Origin of the sequence: Chromobacterium violaceum ATCC 12472, assembly GCF_000007705.1 — a bacterium.
GTDB classification, from domain to species: domain Bacteria; phylum Pseudomonadota; class Gammaproteobacteria; order Burkholderiales; family Chromobacteriaceae; genus Chromobacterium; species Chromobacterium violaceum.
Genome location: NC_005085.1, coordinates 1,278,200 through 1,292,849, shown reverse-complemented (window position 1 = coordinate 1,292,849; position 14,650 = coordinate 1,278,200). Strand labels below are relative to the sequence as shown.

13 protein-coding genes are annotated in these 14,650 nt (G+C 55.9%); 2 read left to right on the top strand and 11 right to left on the bottom strand.

Going from position 1 to position 14,650, the window contains the following annotated elements; translation table 11 throughout:
• Positions 1–2: 2 nt before the first annotated feature.
• The 10 genes from cas1c to CV_RS22725 form a co-directional block, all read right to left on the bottom strand.
• Positions 3–1,043, bottom strand: coding sequence for a type I-C CRISPR-associated endonuclease Cas1c (cas1c, locus tag CV_RS06005; protein ID WP_011134784.1), 1,041 nt, complete (start codon positions 1,041–1,043; stop codon positions 3–5).
• 1 nt (position 1,044) lies between these two features.
• Complete coding sequence (gene cas4 / locus CV_RS06000) at positions 1,045–1,671, bottom strand: CRISPR-associated protein Cas4 (protein ID WP_011134783.1); 627 nt, start codon at positions 1,669–1,671, stop codon at positions 1,045–1,047.
• Between the two features lie 11 nt (positions 1,672–1,682).
• Positions 1,683–2,549: a type I-C CRISPR-associated protein Cas7/Csd2 gene (gene cas7c / locus CV_RS05995; RefSeq protein WP_011134782.1), complete on the bottom strand. Its 867-nt coding sequence runs from the start codon at positions 2,547–2,549 to the stop codon at positions 1,683–1,685.
• A gap of 10 nt (positions 2,550–2,559) precedes the next feature.
• Complete coding sequence (gene cas8c / locus CV_RS05990; protein WP_011134781.1) at positions 2,560–4,335, bottom strand: type I-C CRISPR-associated protein Cas8c/Csd1; 1,776 nt, start codon at positions 4,333–4,335, stop codon at positions 2,560–2,562.
• Positions 4,332–5,000 (bottom strand): type I-C CRISPR-associated protein Cas5c, encoded by a 669-nt coding sequence (cas5c, locus tag CV_RS05985; RefSeq protein ID WP_043597473.1) that lies wholly within the window; start codon positions 4,998–5,000, stop codon positions 4,332–4,334. Before cas5c ends, cas8c begins: the two co-directional genes overlap by 4 nt.
• 313 nt (positions 5,001–5,313) lie before the next feature.
• Positions 5,314–7,521, bottom strand: coding sequence for a CRISPR-associated helicase/endonuclease Cas3 (locus CV_RS05980; protein WP_043595621.1), 2,208 nt, complete (start codon positions 7,519–7,521; stop codon positions 5,314–5,316).
• Between the two features lie 655 nt (positions 7,522–8,176).
• Complete coding sequence (locus CV_RS05975) at positions 8,177–9,670, bottom strand: aldehyde dehydrogenase (protein ID WP_011134777.1); 1,494 nt, start codon at positions 9,668–9,670, stop codon at positions 8,177–8,179.
• 72 nt (positions 9,671–9,742) lie between these two features.
• Complete coding sequence (locus CV_RS22735) at positions 9,743–10,489, bottom strand: class I SAM-dependent methyltransferase (RefSeq protein ID WP_011134776.1); 747 nt, start codon at positions 10,487–10,489, stop codon at positions 9,743–9,745.
• Complete coding sequence (locus CV_RS22730; RefSeq protein WP_011134775.1) at positions 10,486–11,181, bottom strand: helix-turn-helix transcriptional regulator; 696 nt, start codon at positions 11,179–11,181, stop codon at positions 10,486–10,488. Before CV_RS22730 ends, CV_RS22735 begins: the two co-directional genes overlap by 4 nt.
• 30 nt (positions 11,182–11,211) lie before the next feature.
• Positions 11,212–12,507 carry an MFS transporter gene (locus tag CV_RS22725; RefSeq protein WP_011134774.1) on the bottom strand — a complete coding sequence of 432 codons (1,296 nt, stop codon included), beginning with the start codon at positions 12,505–12,507 and terminating at the stop codon, positions 11,212–11,214.
• 366 nt (positions 12,508–12,873) lie between these two features.
• Here CV_RS22725 and CV_RS05965 point away from each other — a divergent pair, with 366 nt between their 5' ends.
• Entirely contained in the window at positions 12,874–13,281 is a 408-nt protein-coding gene (locus CV_RS05965; RefSeq protein WP_011134772.1) for a hypothetical protein, read from the top strand.
• 26 nt (positions 13,282–13,307) lie between these two features.
• Here the strand turns inward: CV_RS05965 and CV_RS23355 are convergent, their stop codons facing one another.
• Positions 13,308–13,538: a hypothetical protein gene (locus CV_RS23355; protein WP_147296209.1), complete on the bottom strand. Its 231-nt coding sequence runs from the start codon at positions 13,536–13,538 to the stop codon at positions 13,308–13,310.
• A 133-nt stretch (positions 13,539–13,671) separates the two neighbouring features.
• Here CV_RS23355 and CV_RS05960 point away from each other — a divergent pair, with 133 nt between their 5' ends.
• A complete protein-coding gene (locus CV_RS05960) occupies positions 13,672–14,625 on the top strand; it encodes a DUF932 domain-containing protein (RefSeq protein ID WP_043597466.1) in 954 nt (317 codons plus the stop codon).
• The last annotated feature ends 25 nt before the right edge of the window (positions 14,626–14,650 follow it).

The window sequence follows — 14,650 nt, the reverse complement described above, 5'->3', positions numbered from 1 at the left end:
TCCTATTTCCACAAGAATGGCGGATAAGCGTCCAGATCGCCGCGCAAATGCCTGGCCAGCAATTGGGCCTGTATGGCTGGAAACAGGCCCAGTTCGACCTTTTCATCCAGATAGGCATGCAGCAGGCTGTCCCGCTTCCGCTCCTGGTAAGCCACCAGCACTGTTTTGCGCGCCTCGTCGCTCAGCAGCACGCCGCCGTTGTCCTGGCCGCGGAAATCCTTGGCCGCCAATTGCCTGCGGTTGAACAAGGACAAGGCCAGGCGGTCGGCCAGAACCGGCCGGAACTCCTCCACCAGATCCAGTGCCAGGCTGGGACGGCCTGGGCGGTCCCGATGCAGAAAGCCCACCGTAGGGTCCAGCCCCACGCTCTCCAACGCGGAACGGCAATCATGCGTAAGCAGGGTATACAGGAAGGACAATACGGCGTTGACCGGATCCCGCGGCGGCCGGCGGCTGCGGCCGGCAAAACGCAAGGCGGGGTCGTCCATCCGCAACAAATGCGGAAACACGGCGAAATAGTTCTGCGCCGCCTCGCCTTCCACCCCGCGCAAGGCGTCCAGATCGTCGACATGCCATAGTTTGTCGGCCAGCCGACTCAACCGTTTGCGCGCTTGCTCCAGTTCGCTGCGGGCTTCATTTTTTAGCCCTTCGCCATGGTCTCGCAGCGCGCGCGACAGCACCGCACGCTGGTTGTGCAGCTTGCCTAGCAGCAGGTGCCGCGCCAGCGACGCGCTGGCCGGCCCATCGTCGCTGGCGCGGTATTGCGCGCGGCGCAGCAGCACATTGCCGGAAACCGGCCCTTCCACCCGCGCCAGGAAACGGCCATTTGGGCTCAAATAGCTGATGACGATGCCGCGCTCGGCGCAAAATCCCATCAGCGGCGGCGATACCAGCACGCGGCCGAAGCAAACCAGGCCTTCCAGCATATGCACTGGCAGGCGGGCGCGCTCGCTGCCTTCCACTTCCATCACCAGATTCTCGCCGTCCTTGCGCAGCCACGCGCCTTCCGTGGTGACGTAAACTGTGTTGAGCTGTCGTCTCATCTCAGGCGTCCCATTGCTGTTTTAGCCATTGGTCCACGCTCTGGGCGCGGTCCAGCAGGCGCGGCTGGCAGCGCTCCAACAGCGAGCAGGCGTCGCAGCGGCGCGCCTCGTAGCCCATGCGCGGCGTCTGCCGGCTATCGAACATCGCGCGCGCGGCGGCTATCGTTTCCAGCGTCAGCCGCCGCAAGGCGTTGTCGAACGCAACCGGCCGCCGTCTGCGCGTTTTGCCGTAATACAGCGCGCCTTCCGGTATGGCCGCGCCCAGCATGTCTTCCAGGCACAACGCCTGGGCGCAAAGCTGCACTTCGTCTGCGCGGTGCGCCTTGGGCCGTCCGCGCTTGTACTCCACCGGATAAGCCCGCTCGCCATCGGACCAGTCGTGGAATTCGACGATGTCGGCGACGCCGGCGATGCCCAGCCTGGGCGAGGCCAGCGCCATGGCGCTGGCGGTGCGCACCCCGCGCCGCGTTTCCATGGCCGGCTTATCCGCCCGCTCGTGCAGCAAGCGCCCTTCGGCCGTTTGCGCATTGTCTTCCCACTGCTGCTCCAAGTGGATCAGCGCGCATTGCCGAGGACAATACAGATAGTGCTGCAAGGCGGACAGCGGGAGCAGGTCGTCGTCTTCCATCGAGCGTCCTCCTACAGCAGCTCCAGCACCTCCACGCCTGCGGGAAGGACGGCGCGGTCCAGTTCCACCCGGTAATCGGTGAAACCACGCGCCGGACTGTCCCCAGCGCCGTCCGCCCGGCTCACGCGGACCGAATCGAACAGGCGATGCGCCGGCGCGTTGCCCAGCGCGCACTCGTGCTTGAACGCGATCAGCTTGCGCGCCGTCATTTCGCCGCGCGCGGCCGAGCGGTCGTGTTCGAACATATTGATCAGGCCGCGCCACAGCAGCTGCAAATCTTCCTCGCCGAAGCCGGCGCGCTCGGCCAGCTTGGCGGAAACAAAGCCGTGCGCGCGGTAAAGGCCGTAAGGGACGATGTGTTTGCGGCCCATGGTGCGCTCTTTTTCCAGGTCTTTGTCATTGGTCACCGCCATCCGCGTGATCGACACTTCCAACGGCACCACCGGATCGATGGAGGTGGCGAAAGTGAGCTGGATGGGGCCGCGCACCTGGCCGGCGTTGACTTCGGTGGTCATCACCGCGCCAAAGGCGCGGACATCGAAAAAGTTCTTGCACATCCAGGCGGTCAGCTCGCGGGCCTTGGCTTGGTCCTTGGGCAGTTTCTTCGGCTCCGGCTCCAGGCTCAGCGCCTCGTAAGCGCGCTTGTGCTGGTGGTTCAACACCGATTTTTCCTGCATATAGATGGCGAAGCCGGGCTCGTTCTCCTTCTCCAGCGCCACATAGTTGCGCAGCTTGCGCTTGAGGCAAACATCGGTGACCAAGCCCTGATTGGTTTCCGGGTCCAGCCGCGGCAGGTTGCCGGCGTCCGGATCGCCGTTGGGATTGCCGTTGCTGACGTCGAACAGATAGACGAACTCATAACGGTTGGCGAGGCTCATGTCGGGCTCCTTATTCTTCGGTTTCTTCGCTAGCGGCCGCATCGCCGCCCTTGTTGTGGTAATAGGCGTGGGCCTGGTGGTAGTAGCCGATGGCAAACTGGCCTTGGGCGGCGATCCCCAGATTGCGCGGCAAGGGCGCATCCAGTCCGTGGATGATGTCAGCCAGATCCCGCTCCAGCGTCTTCCATAGACCCGGCTTGTCCTTGCGCAGCCGGCTCAGATGGTGCTGGGCGTTGCGCAGCAACAACGGAAACACATTGGCCGGCGTGGCGGAAGCCGCGCCGTAGTAGCGGTCACGGATGGTGGCGTTGATTTTCTCGCCCAGCGCGCCACGCTGGATGCTTTCCAGCTCGGCGAACAGGCGGCCCAGCAGATAGCCGGGATCTCGGTTGGCAATGTCCAGACTCACGGGTAGCTCCAGGTTGATGCCGGCGACGCCCAGACGCTGATCGCGCCCGAGCACGGCTTTGCACAATGCGACACGCGTGCCGGACAATTCGCCGTCGGCGCGCATGCGCATGATTGCGTTGACAAGTAAACTTCGGGGATAGCGGCCGCCACCCAAAATGGAACGGGCCAGCTCGCCGGCCAGTTGCGGCGGCACGTTCTCGGCCTTGCCCTGGGCTGCGACGGCGTACAGCAGCCGCCAGACGCCGGGCGGCCGCTTCCACGGCAACGGCGCCAGCTCCAGATCGCGATAGTGCGCGGCCAAGCGGGTGGCGAAACTTTCCAAGCGGCCGCATTCCCAAAACCGGATGGACAGGCGGGAGGCGTTAGGCGCCAGACCCAACACGAACAACCGGGTGTCCGGCTCCAGCCGCAGGCCCAGCTCGGCGGCCGGGCGGCCGTCGGCGATGTCCTGCAAGGCCGCCAGCACGCGCTGGGCTTCGGAGGCGTCGTCGGCCGGCGGGTCCAGCCAGTCCGCAAAGGCAGCCTCGGCCGCCACAGCGCCCTCGGCGCTAGCGGCCCGCGCCCAGAACACCACGGTGGCGTCTCCAATCTGTAGCCGCTGGCGGTTATCCTCTTCGCGCCGCAGCAGGTGGTTGAGCGCCGCGGTGTAGGCGAAGGCGGCGAATTCGGAGATGGGAGCGTTGGCGCCTTGGCTTTTCCCGTACGAGGCAAACGACTCCAGGTTGAACGACACGATGGAGGCGCCCGAACTTTGCGCCCCATTGACTCCCTTGATCGCCGGATGCAACCGGGCCAGCGGCGCGGTTTCGCCACTCACCAGGCACATGCCCGTATCGCCTCCGCCTTCGGCCAGCATGCGCGCGCGCAGCTGCTGCGCGGTGGGGCTTTCGTGCACATATTCGCGCCGGCCATCCAACCGGAACACCACATTGGCGTCGCGCAGGCTTTCTTGCAGCTCGGGCGGAAAGGCGTCGAACTGCTCCGGCCGCCAGTCCTGCAAAAAACGGCGCAAGGCGCGCAGCCCTTCATCCTCGCTGTCCGCCAGCCACTTCGCATGCAGCGCCTTGAAAGCCGCGTGCTCGTCGGCCACTCGGCCGCCGGACTTGGCGCCAACGCCCAAGACATAGCCGGTCTTGTCCCATAGAAAGTTGGCCCGGATGCCCGCCGTCCGCTTCTCCGGCTGCGGCACGTTCAATACACGCCCTTCGTAACGCTTACCCTTGGCCACGCGGATGTCGCGCGGCAGGTCGGCCAACTGCCCTGCTTCATTCAGCAACAGCGCGTAGCTGATCTTTTCGCTGCTGAAGCCGAAGCGCGGCACCGTGTCCAGCACGGCCTGGCGCTGGTAGTAATCAAGCAGCTCGGTCAGTATCATGCGCGCGCCTCCCGCCACGGCGGCACCGCGATCCAGCCGTCGCGCATCTCCGCGCGGAAGAAACGCGGCGCCATGCCGTCAGCGAAATCGATGTCGTGCAGCATCCAGCCCAGGTCTCGCGCGCCGGCCAGGCTGGTGTCGGGCTGCGGCCCCGCTTCGCCATCGTCCACCAACTCCAGGCTGGCAGCGAACTCCCGCGTGCCCAGGCAGGGCGCGTGAAAGTGCTGGCCTTTGCGCGCGCGCCGCTTGAAGGTGTCCAGGTGCTTGCCCACGCTGTCGTCCGCCCCGGCCTTGCCGGTCAGTTCGAAATGGGCTTCGATCACATAGCCGACATCGCGCAGCACGGTGGCGGCGCGCTGTTGGCGATCATCGTCCACCAGCATGGCCAAGCCATCCACCCGGCCGGCCTTCATCGCCTTGGCCACGCCGGCGGCGGACAACTTGCTGCCCACTTCGTTGCGGCGTATCGATTCGAAGCGTATCGGCTTCAATACGCCGATGCGGTCCACCACCCAGCGGATGGCAGGCTTCCAGTGCACCGCCTCCAAAATGCCGCGCGCCGCGGATGGCGTGATCACATCGTAAGACACGCGCTCCACCTTCATCTCCGGCCGAGTGAAGCAGGCGCGCGCGCCCCAGACATGGATTCTGATTCCGTAGCTCATCATGCCCTCCTCAAAAAGCAGGCCCATGGATCATTCCATGGGCCTGCTCCTAGTACGAACAGCCTAATTGTTTCAATCCGCACGTTAATTTCTCCACCATGAGACTCCCGAAAGGACTAAGGAAACTAACGCGACAATGCCGGCAACGCGAAAACCAGCCCTCTCAGCAGGAAGTCCAATAGCCCATTACGAATCTGACATCGAAATGTCAACTTCACTTGTTTTCTTTGATCGTCCATACCGGGAGGCACTCCCCATGCAAGCATAAATACACGATAGCCCCTTTCTTAAAAATTTCAATTAAGCTGTGGGTTCACCAAATATTCTTCTCCGCCTCGACAAAGGTCGGATCATCCCAGCTCAAGCCATGCTCGGCGTCGTAGAGCGCCGGATTGAGCAGCTGCATGAATTGGTCGCCGAAGCGGCTGGGATTCACCGGCTGGATAGCGCCCGCCGCGCGCAGCGCGTCGAAGGCCCTGCACGGTATCTGCACCAGATACGGTTGCAGCGCGCGGGCCAACTGGCCGCAGCCCTCGGTGTAAGCCAACTTGGCCAGCGCCTCGCGCGAGGCGTCGTCGAAAGGCACGATGACAGGCTGCAGCGCCGATTCGATCATGCGAAAGTCGCGGTCCAGCCGCTCCATAGGCAAGTTGTACACCCGGCAGGCAGACAGCAGGGCCAGCAGGCCGTTCTTGTCCAGCGCCCGCTCGCCCTTGTCCCAGTAAAGCTGGGTGAAATAGCCACGTATCGCGTCCTGGTCTAGCGGTGAGCCCTGATGATGGCGCAGCGTTTCGGCGGCGGCCTGGGCAGCCTGCCGCAGCTCGGGCGGAGGTGGCCAGGCAGGGTTGCGGAAGATCAGCACTTCGCTTTCCTTGGCCGCTCGCCGTCCCTCCCGATTGCAGCGGCCAGCTGCTTGAGCCACGGCATCCAGCCCCGCCTCTGCGCGCCAGACTGTGGGGAAATCGATATCGACTCCAGCCTCGATCAAACTCGTAGCCACCAATCTCACCGGGCGGCCCTCTCGCAGATCCATCTTGATTTCAGCCAAAGCCTGGGTGCGATGCCGCGCGCACATCAGCGTGGTCAGGTGGCGCACACCGGGCAGATGCCGGATTGCCTGATACAGCTCACGCGCATGGCGGCGACTGTTGACGATGCACAGCGCCTGCGGCGAAGCGGCAAAACGCGCGACAAGCGCAGCGTCGTCCGCCTCTCCAATATGACGCACCGTGACGCGCTCCAATGCGCGGAACAGACGCGCAGGGTCCTGCGCCAGCTCCTCGACCTGAGCGAAGCCGCCGACAAAATCCCTTTCGCTCAAGGCCGGCTGGGTGGCGGTGCACAATACGATGCTGGTTCGATAATTACGCGCCAACTCATCCAATGCAGCCACACAGGGCCGTAACTGAGCCAGTGGCAAGGCCTGCGCCTCGTCCAAAATCACGACACTACCCGCGATATTGTGCAACTTGCGACAACGTGAAGGCCGCGAGGCGAACAGACTTTCGAAAAACTGCACCGAAGTAGTCACCACCACTGGCCAATCCCAGTTTTCCATCGCCTGAGTCAGCTTGTCGCGCGCTTCCGGCGCTTTACCGGGATCATCGACAAAGGCGCTGTGGTGTTCCAGCACCGCTTGCTCGCCCAAATCGCCAAAGGCTTGGCGGAATACAGCGGCGGTCTGCTCGACGACGCTGGTGAAAGGGATGACGAAAATCACGCGCCTCAGGCCATGCATCAGCGCGTGATCCAGCGCGAAGGCCAGAGAGGCTAGAGTCTTTCCGCCGCCGGTGGGCACAGTCAGCGAAAACAAACCCTGAGGGCGGCCCGCCTTACCGCGCGCTGCGTGCAGGATTTCGCCGCGCAAGCGGTTGACCTCACCGTCAACCGGTAGACTGGCCAAATGAGAGTCCAATTGCACCTTGAGCCGAGACAGGCTGAGTGAGGCTCCACGCAAGGGCCTGGGATTGAGATCGAAGCCGCGATAATAGGCCTCAGTATCAAGGAAATCGCCATCCACCACGCAGGAAAACAACATGCGCGCCAAGAAAGACTGCTGAAAGCCACTGCGCGCCTTATCCATCTTGAAGCCCTGTGGCGGAGGCAACGCTTCTGGCAAGGCGATCTCCTGCTGCCATCGCGAGTCCAACGCCGGCCGCTCACTCACCATCCGTTCCCGCAATGACGATCGCTCGCCACGTTCCTCGCCGTTGGCCAAGCCGGCGTGATGGCCGGCAATGCCATACGCGAGCAAGTGACCCAGCGATTGATACTTGCTGCACGCCACCACTGCGCCCCAACTGGCATGGTCCACCGGCGGCCCACCACACAGCCGCTGTTGAAACTCTTCAGTGTATTTTCCCAGGTCGTGCAGCAAGCCTCCTACCTGTCCCATCTCTTCCGCGCCGAATACCTGCGCGAACTCGCCTGCCAGCCTACCTACACTTTCCAGATGGTTAACCAGAGTTTGCCAGTCGGATTTATCGGCAGCACTGCCAGAATGCGCAAAAAACGTAGTCATCCCGGATCAACCAGAAAATGAATAAAGGATATAAGTTATTCCATACCAAAGGCATTTTCAAGACAACTTAGCGATGGAATGAATAAGACTCATTTCGTCCTAAAAATGGCTTCACCAATCGCATCCGAGCTACCTGCTCTGATCTAGAGCAGACCGGCAAGAAGAAACAGATCCCTACGAGCTCTCGCCGGCTGAACTGGCCAATCTGGACCAGGACATGCCGCGGGTTCAGCTCGAAGCTGTGATCGAGTGCGCAATCCCAAAACTGGCAACAGGCACCTGCCTGGTGGCGCTTTCAATTTCTCACCGAAAAAATTACTTTTAAAATTAGCAATGCTATTACTAGCACTACTGCTTTTAGAAAATATATCAAAGCGACTCAAGAGAGTGTGTGAAGATATCAGCCACAGCATAAGTTACACCAGATGGTTCCCTACATTATTCCCCGCCGACCTCAGACATTTTCAACGAAGCAAGTGCTATCGGGCTCGCATCTTTTATCCCTCAGCAGACCTGAAAAGATCACACATACCGAACAGCAATCGGAAACCGACATTTGAAAATATGCATCAAAAAATAGGAAAACTAGCCCCAGGGCATCTATTTAAAGCTCGACAACATAAAAAAGAGAGGCCAAGCCTCTCTTTTACCCAGCTTACAACTTGATCAGAGTACTCTTCAGTTCTGTGTATTTTTCAAGCGCATGCAATGACTTGTCGCGACCATTCCCAGACTGTTTATAGCCACCAAACGGCAAGTTCATATCCCCACCCTCCTCATAGCAGTTGACCCAAACCGTACCGGCTCGCAGTCGACGCGCCACTTTATGCGCGGTCGAAACATTCTGGGTCCACACTGCCGCCCCGAGACCATATTGGCTATCGTTGGCAATCCGCACAGCCTCATCCACATCGTCAAAGGTAATCACTGACAAGACGGGACCAAATATTTCTTCACGGCAGATCGTCAAGTTGGGCTGCGGGCAGTCAAAAATAGCAGGTTCAATAAACAAGCCATTGGGATGAACAGTTTGGACAGCAGCACCACCTTGGAGCAGCTTAGCGCCTTCATTTTGCCCTTGGGTTATATAGGACAAGATCTTATCAAATTGCCTTTGATCGACGACCGCACCCAAGTTCGTTTCAGGTGACAATGGATCTCCAGGACGATAATCAGCCATCGCCACTTTCAGTTCAGACAAGAAGGCTTCGCGTATTTCTCTAGCCACCAAGACACGAGACCCTGCCGTACACATTTGACCAGCGTTATAACAAATTGCACCAGCTGCTGCTTTCGCTGCTTCTTTAAGATCTTTGCAGTCTGCCAAGATAATATTCGGGCTTTTCCCGCCCAACTCCAACCACACGCGCTTGAGGTTGCTTTGCGCTGCATAGTTAGCGATCTGCTTGCCAACCGCCGTAGAGCCGGTAAAGGCGACGCAATCCACATCCAGATGTGACGCCAAGGCCTGGCCAACGTCCCCCGCACCCGGCAAGACCTGAAAAATACCTGGTGGAATACCGGCTGCTTCAGCGAGAGCCGCGACACGGATTGCGGTAAGGGGAGACTTCTCAGAGGGCTTCAGAATGACCGCATTGCCTGCGGCCAGGGCCGGAGCAAACTTCCAGCTTGCCATCATCAAGGGGAAGTTCCACGGCACAATCGCAGCCACCACGCCGACAGGCTCGCGCGTCACCATGCCAAGCAGCGCCGGATCGACAGGCACGACCTCACCCGGAGCCTTATCAATCAACTCGGCAAACCAACTGATGCAGTAAGCTGTATTGGAAATGTCAACGCTTAGGGAGTTGGCGATGGGTTTGCCAACATCCAACGACTCCAAAAGCGCTAATTCTTCAATATTGTCCTGGATGAGCGAAGCAAATCGCTTCAGGATTTCCATCCTCGAACGCGTAGCCAACTCGGACCATGCGCCCCCATCAAATGCCCGCCTCGCTGCGCACACCGCCAGCTCGACATCCTCTTTACCGCACCACTCAATAGATGCCAACACCTTGCCGGTTGCGGGATTGATCGTTGTGAACTCTTTGCCGCTCAGCGCTTTCCGATAAGCGCCATCGATGTAAGCGCGACCTTCAAAATGCAATTGCTCTGCTTTTTTCTGCCAATTGATCGTACCGGTAGACATGTATGCTTTCCTTTTTTGTACTATCTCTGGTTTACGTGCAAAAAATCACAAATCTAAACGATGTATTATTTATCAGGGCTGTTTTACCGCAATCACCCCGACACTATCTCGACCATCATCAGACAAACACTCAACGGGGAAAACACCTTGTCGATTGATGTATGAGGCTTGCTCGATCACAAAGCCATGATCTGTGAATAGTTTTTTAAAACTATCAAGATCAAACAGATGCAAAACATCAGGGATTTGATTCGAAAACGCTATACTGTCGTGCATGCGATGATTTTCGATCAAACCAGGATAAGGATGACCAGCGGCAAGCCTTGCTTCATATTCCGGCCTAAAAGACTTCCAATTAGCAATGAATGGCGTCTCGACAGTTGCATAAATCCGTCCATTGGGTATTAACAATTTAGACATGGCATTCAGCATTTTATCAATGCCTTGGCCATTGAAAAAATGCAAAACCCGGCAACACAGAATGGATGAAATGGAGTTTTCTGTCAGATCAATTTCATCAGGAAAGCTACCATCCATAAATGTAATCCGTTTCAATATTTCAGCAGGCACATTTCTGCTAGCAATCTCCAAATGCTCTTTGCTTAAGTCATTGCATATGACCGTGTGCCCATTTTTCAAAGCTGAAATGGAATTCGAACCAAATCCCGCTCCGATCTCAAGTAGAGGAAAGGCAGATACCGGCTGATTGCAAAAAGCAGTAGAAACAAAATCCTTACTGTCGGTGATGACGCCTGTGTTGTTGAGGGTCATCGCACAGCCAGCAGCTTCAAACAGGGCATGACTATCAGATATCATCATGGCAACCTCATTATGTCCATGTAAACTACACCAAAGTTATCCGAGGCGCGACTATGCAGAAATGGCTGCATATTGTTGGCATTCATTGTTCTGATAATATCGAAGTTATTGCTAATATTGAGCGAAGACTTTATTCTTGCTAGCACCTTAGAAATGGTGGAAACTGAAGCATTGGTAGTAAAAGCAATTTCCTTTGGTTGTTTTCCTGCGCAAAAAAGCTCTAGAATCTTGAATTCTTTGTCAGATAGGCTAGACAGGCACTTAAACACCTTTTCGCGACCACTCTCACTATCTTGCTTTTCCTCATCAATTTTATTTGATGTATCCACCTTCAAATAGTTCAATGTCCTAAAATAAACCCACTCCAATTTATTTGAAGAGGAATATAACGGCTCTTTGATGTAGGTAATTTCATTGTATATCGATCCATTCCGGAAGCAGTGCAATGAAATAACGGGCCGCTCCTCTCTCAGCACAATCCCATCTTCAGCATCATAATCGTGCCCTTCCGAAACTGAATTGATAGGAAGGTCATACGTGTGCCTGCCTAAAATCTCCTCCAGGCATGAAGCTCCCACAACAGAAAGGTATTGACTATGCGCATAAAGAAACTGGTGCGTTTTATTCTTGACGCCACAACTATGTCTTGAGGAGTCTATTTGCGTTTTTATGAGATCTGGCAAATCTGACATTGCAATGTATCTCCATTGATATCATTCATATCAGAAAGCTGCAGCGCGCTGGTTTTCTGTAAAAGCAATGTGAATCACAAAAAGTAAAATCACAGCCAATCCCATAAAGCCGGACATGATTACGATACCAAGCTGCGGGCTTCCCGTTACCTTGATGACGTATCCCATCATGATAGGCGACATAAACCCAGCCAAGCTGCCAATTGAATTGATCACAGCAAAGATGACTGCTGCAGCCTTGCCTTTAAGGAAATTGACTAACGACCAAAATACAGGATAGGTCAGCATAATTGCTGTGGTTGCAACCGAAATTAGCCCAAGCTTTGTTGTCACGCTTATGCCATTAATCAAGATAGCCGATAACGATAAGCACCCAATTCCGTACAACAGGGACAAGACAAAAATTGGCCGTTTTATAGTGCCGATCATCAAAAACGACGACGCTAGCGCGACCAGTGCCAAGCCCCATGGGATGGCATTGATAAAGCCGATATGCAATGTATTGGCAACATTAAAGGATTTGATGATCTGCGGGAGCCAGAATGAAATGCAATACATGGAAAACGCTGAGGCAGAAGTCACGATTGCATATATCCAGACTTTCAAGTCCAACAGCGCTTTCAGCGGTGATCCAATCACAGCTTTGGTTTCTTCCTGTGCTTGTATGTGCGCGCTTAGTTGCAGTTTTTCAGCATCGGATAAATACTTTACAGACTTGATGCTCTCCGGCAGCACAAAGAGCAGTGCAATACCAATAAAGATGGTCATAAGACCTTCTGTCAAGAACAACCACTGCCATGCAGCCATGCCTAAGTAATGCGATTTAGATATCGTTTCCAATAACCAGCCCGAAAATATACTGCCGATCACTGCGGATAGCGGAATCGCGGAGATAAAAAGGAAATTGGTTCTGGCACGATTCTCTATTGGAATGAAGCGCGTCAAATAAAACAATACTCCAGGATAAAACCCTGCCTCACACACTCCAAGCAGAAATCTGACAATATACAGCTGAGTATCTGTGTGGACAAAGTAAGTTGACATCGTGACCACACCCCAGCTGATCATAATTCTTGCCAGCCATCTCCGAGCACCGAATCTAAGCAACAGTAAATTACTAGGAATCTCTGCGGCAATATATCCAGCAAAAAATACCCCTGCAGCCGTTCCAAAAACTAATGGATCAATTCCGAAGGATTTCGCCAAGGAAAACTGTGCAAAAGCCAGGTTGGTTCTGTCGATGTAGGCCATGGTTAGGCAAATGATCAGCCAAGGCACAATTCTAACTGTGATCTTCTTTGCAGCAATCGCTGGTACGCTTTTCATTGCAAGCCTCTGATTGAATTAAGTAGGCGTATCAATATTAGGATGGTTCCATTCGAAACAAATTCGATTAATATTGATCTTTATCTTGAGTTGAAAGTGACTCATGACCACAAAACACTGTCAAGGAAAATTATTTTCCTTGAGCCATCGTCTTATCATTTGCATGATGCGCAAACCCATCCGATGCCGTTTGAATATTACTCAACACCTTATCAGTTTTCATCACGACTGTATATTGGCTAGACAATAATATTTCGCACTAAGTCACTTACTCGACTTATTGATGGCTTAGCAAGCGCAGTCAGCTGGACTGGCGGTAACCGGACAGACAGATGGATTAAAAACTAATAAAACGAGGTGCGGATAATGAACACACAGGAGCTGAATTTAACAAGCGAACTGGCACGGCTTTTGTACTATACGGCTCACATTGCGACCACCATCCGACAGCGTAGTAGGCAAGCCACCGGCCGCACTCACCGCTTAAAAAATGGTAAAGATATTTGGCAGCTCGCGGATACGCTACACAACTTTGACCTGCTGGGCCATGCCATCCTGGCTAACAATCCCCAAACCATGTTGCGGGTTTGCGATTTATTGCTAAAGGACTACCAACGCTACATTGAGCGCTATGCAGTGCCGCTTGCCAATGTAGAAATTTCCGGAAATATAAAAGCAGGAAACTATATGGTGGATTTGCAGGAAGGCATGGAAATTATTACGGAAATAAAAACCAGGGTTAGACCATTCACCAAGATGGCGAGCGCGCATTAAGGTGGCTGACCTTATACCCATTTCAATCACATTTTGATTTCTACCCTTGCCCCATTGCTGCACATGGGGCTTTTTTTCGCTCGGCTTATCTGCTCAAATAACTGCTCTAGCAGTTCCCCCACCTCCGACGAGACAGTTACACCATCGCTACAAACCGAAGCCAGGTACTTTCTCCTTTCTACCCTTTTCACTTCATCACTTCTCCCTTTTAAAATCCTCTCTACTCGGCTGATGGCCTTCTCAAATATGGCTTTCATGCTGCGCTCCTAATCGAATCTAGATTTTTTCAACTACATATCATCGACTTGAACTGGGCTTGATTTGTCCCAAACGTTCTCATCTTTCCCCTTCATCCATTTGAATGGATGAAGCCCCCTCATGGAGTTCGATATGTCGCATTTAGTGGAAACTATGGCCTATGTCGGCCAAACCCCTTGGCATGGCTTGGGCAACTGCCTGCCGGCTGGGCAGCCTGTCGAGGTCTGGCAGCGCGAGGCGGGACTGGATTGGTCGATCCAGGAAGCGGAAGTACTGTTCAACACCGCTGCCGATGCCATCCACATCCGCTCTCACAGCGATGCCAAAGTGCTGTATCGCTCGGATACGCTGGCGCCGCTGTCGGTCGTTTCCAGCCGCTACCAAGTGGTGCAGCCACAGGAGGTGCTGCATTTCTATAACGACCTGGTTCATGCAGGCGGCTTTGAGCTGGAAACGGCCGGCATGCTCAAGGGCGGCCGCAAGTTGTGGGCGCTGGCGCGTACTGGACAGGGTACGCAGGTCAAAGGCCTGGATCAGGTCAATGCTTACTTGCTGCTGGCCACCAGCTGCGATGGCACGCTTTGCACCACCGCGCAGTTCACCTCGGTGCGCGTGGTCTGCAACAACACGCTGCAGTTTGTCGTCGGCCGCGAAGGCGGCGGCGTCAAAGTGCCGCATTCCACCCGTTTTGATCCGAAGTTGGTCAAGGAGTCGCTGGGCATCGGTTTGTCCGCCTGGGATCGCTTCATTGTCGATATCAAGCAATTGGCCAACCGTCCCATCTCGCCCGATGAGGCCAAACAGTATTTCAGCGCTGTGCTGCGCGAGCCGGCGATGGCGTCGCCGGATGACCCGGTTTCACGCGCCATGCAGCAAGTCACCTCGCTGTATGCCGGCGAAGGACGCGGCGCGCTGCTGCCCGGTAGTCGCGGCACCGCCTGGGGCCTGCTGAACTCAGTAACTGAATACGTGGATCACCGCCGCCGCTCCCGCAGCCAGGATCACCGGCTGGATTCCGCCTGGTTCGGCCTGGGCGCGCAGCTGAAAGAAAACGCCCTCAAACACGCTTTACTGCTGCTGGACTGACCCATTCTCTTCCCTCGCTCCCCTG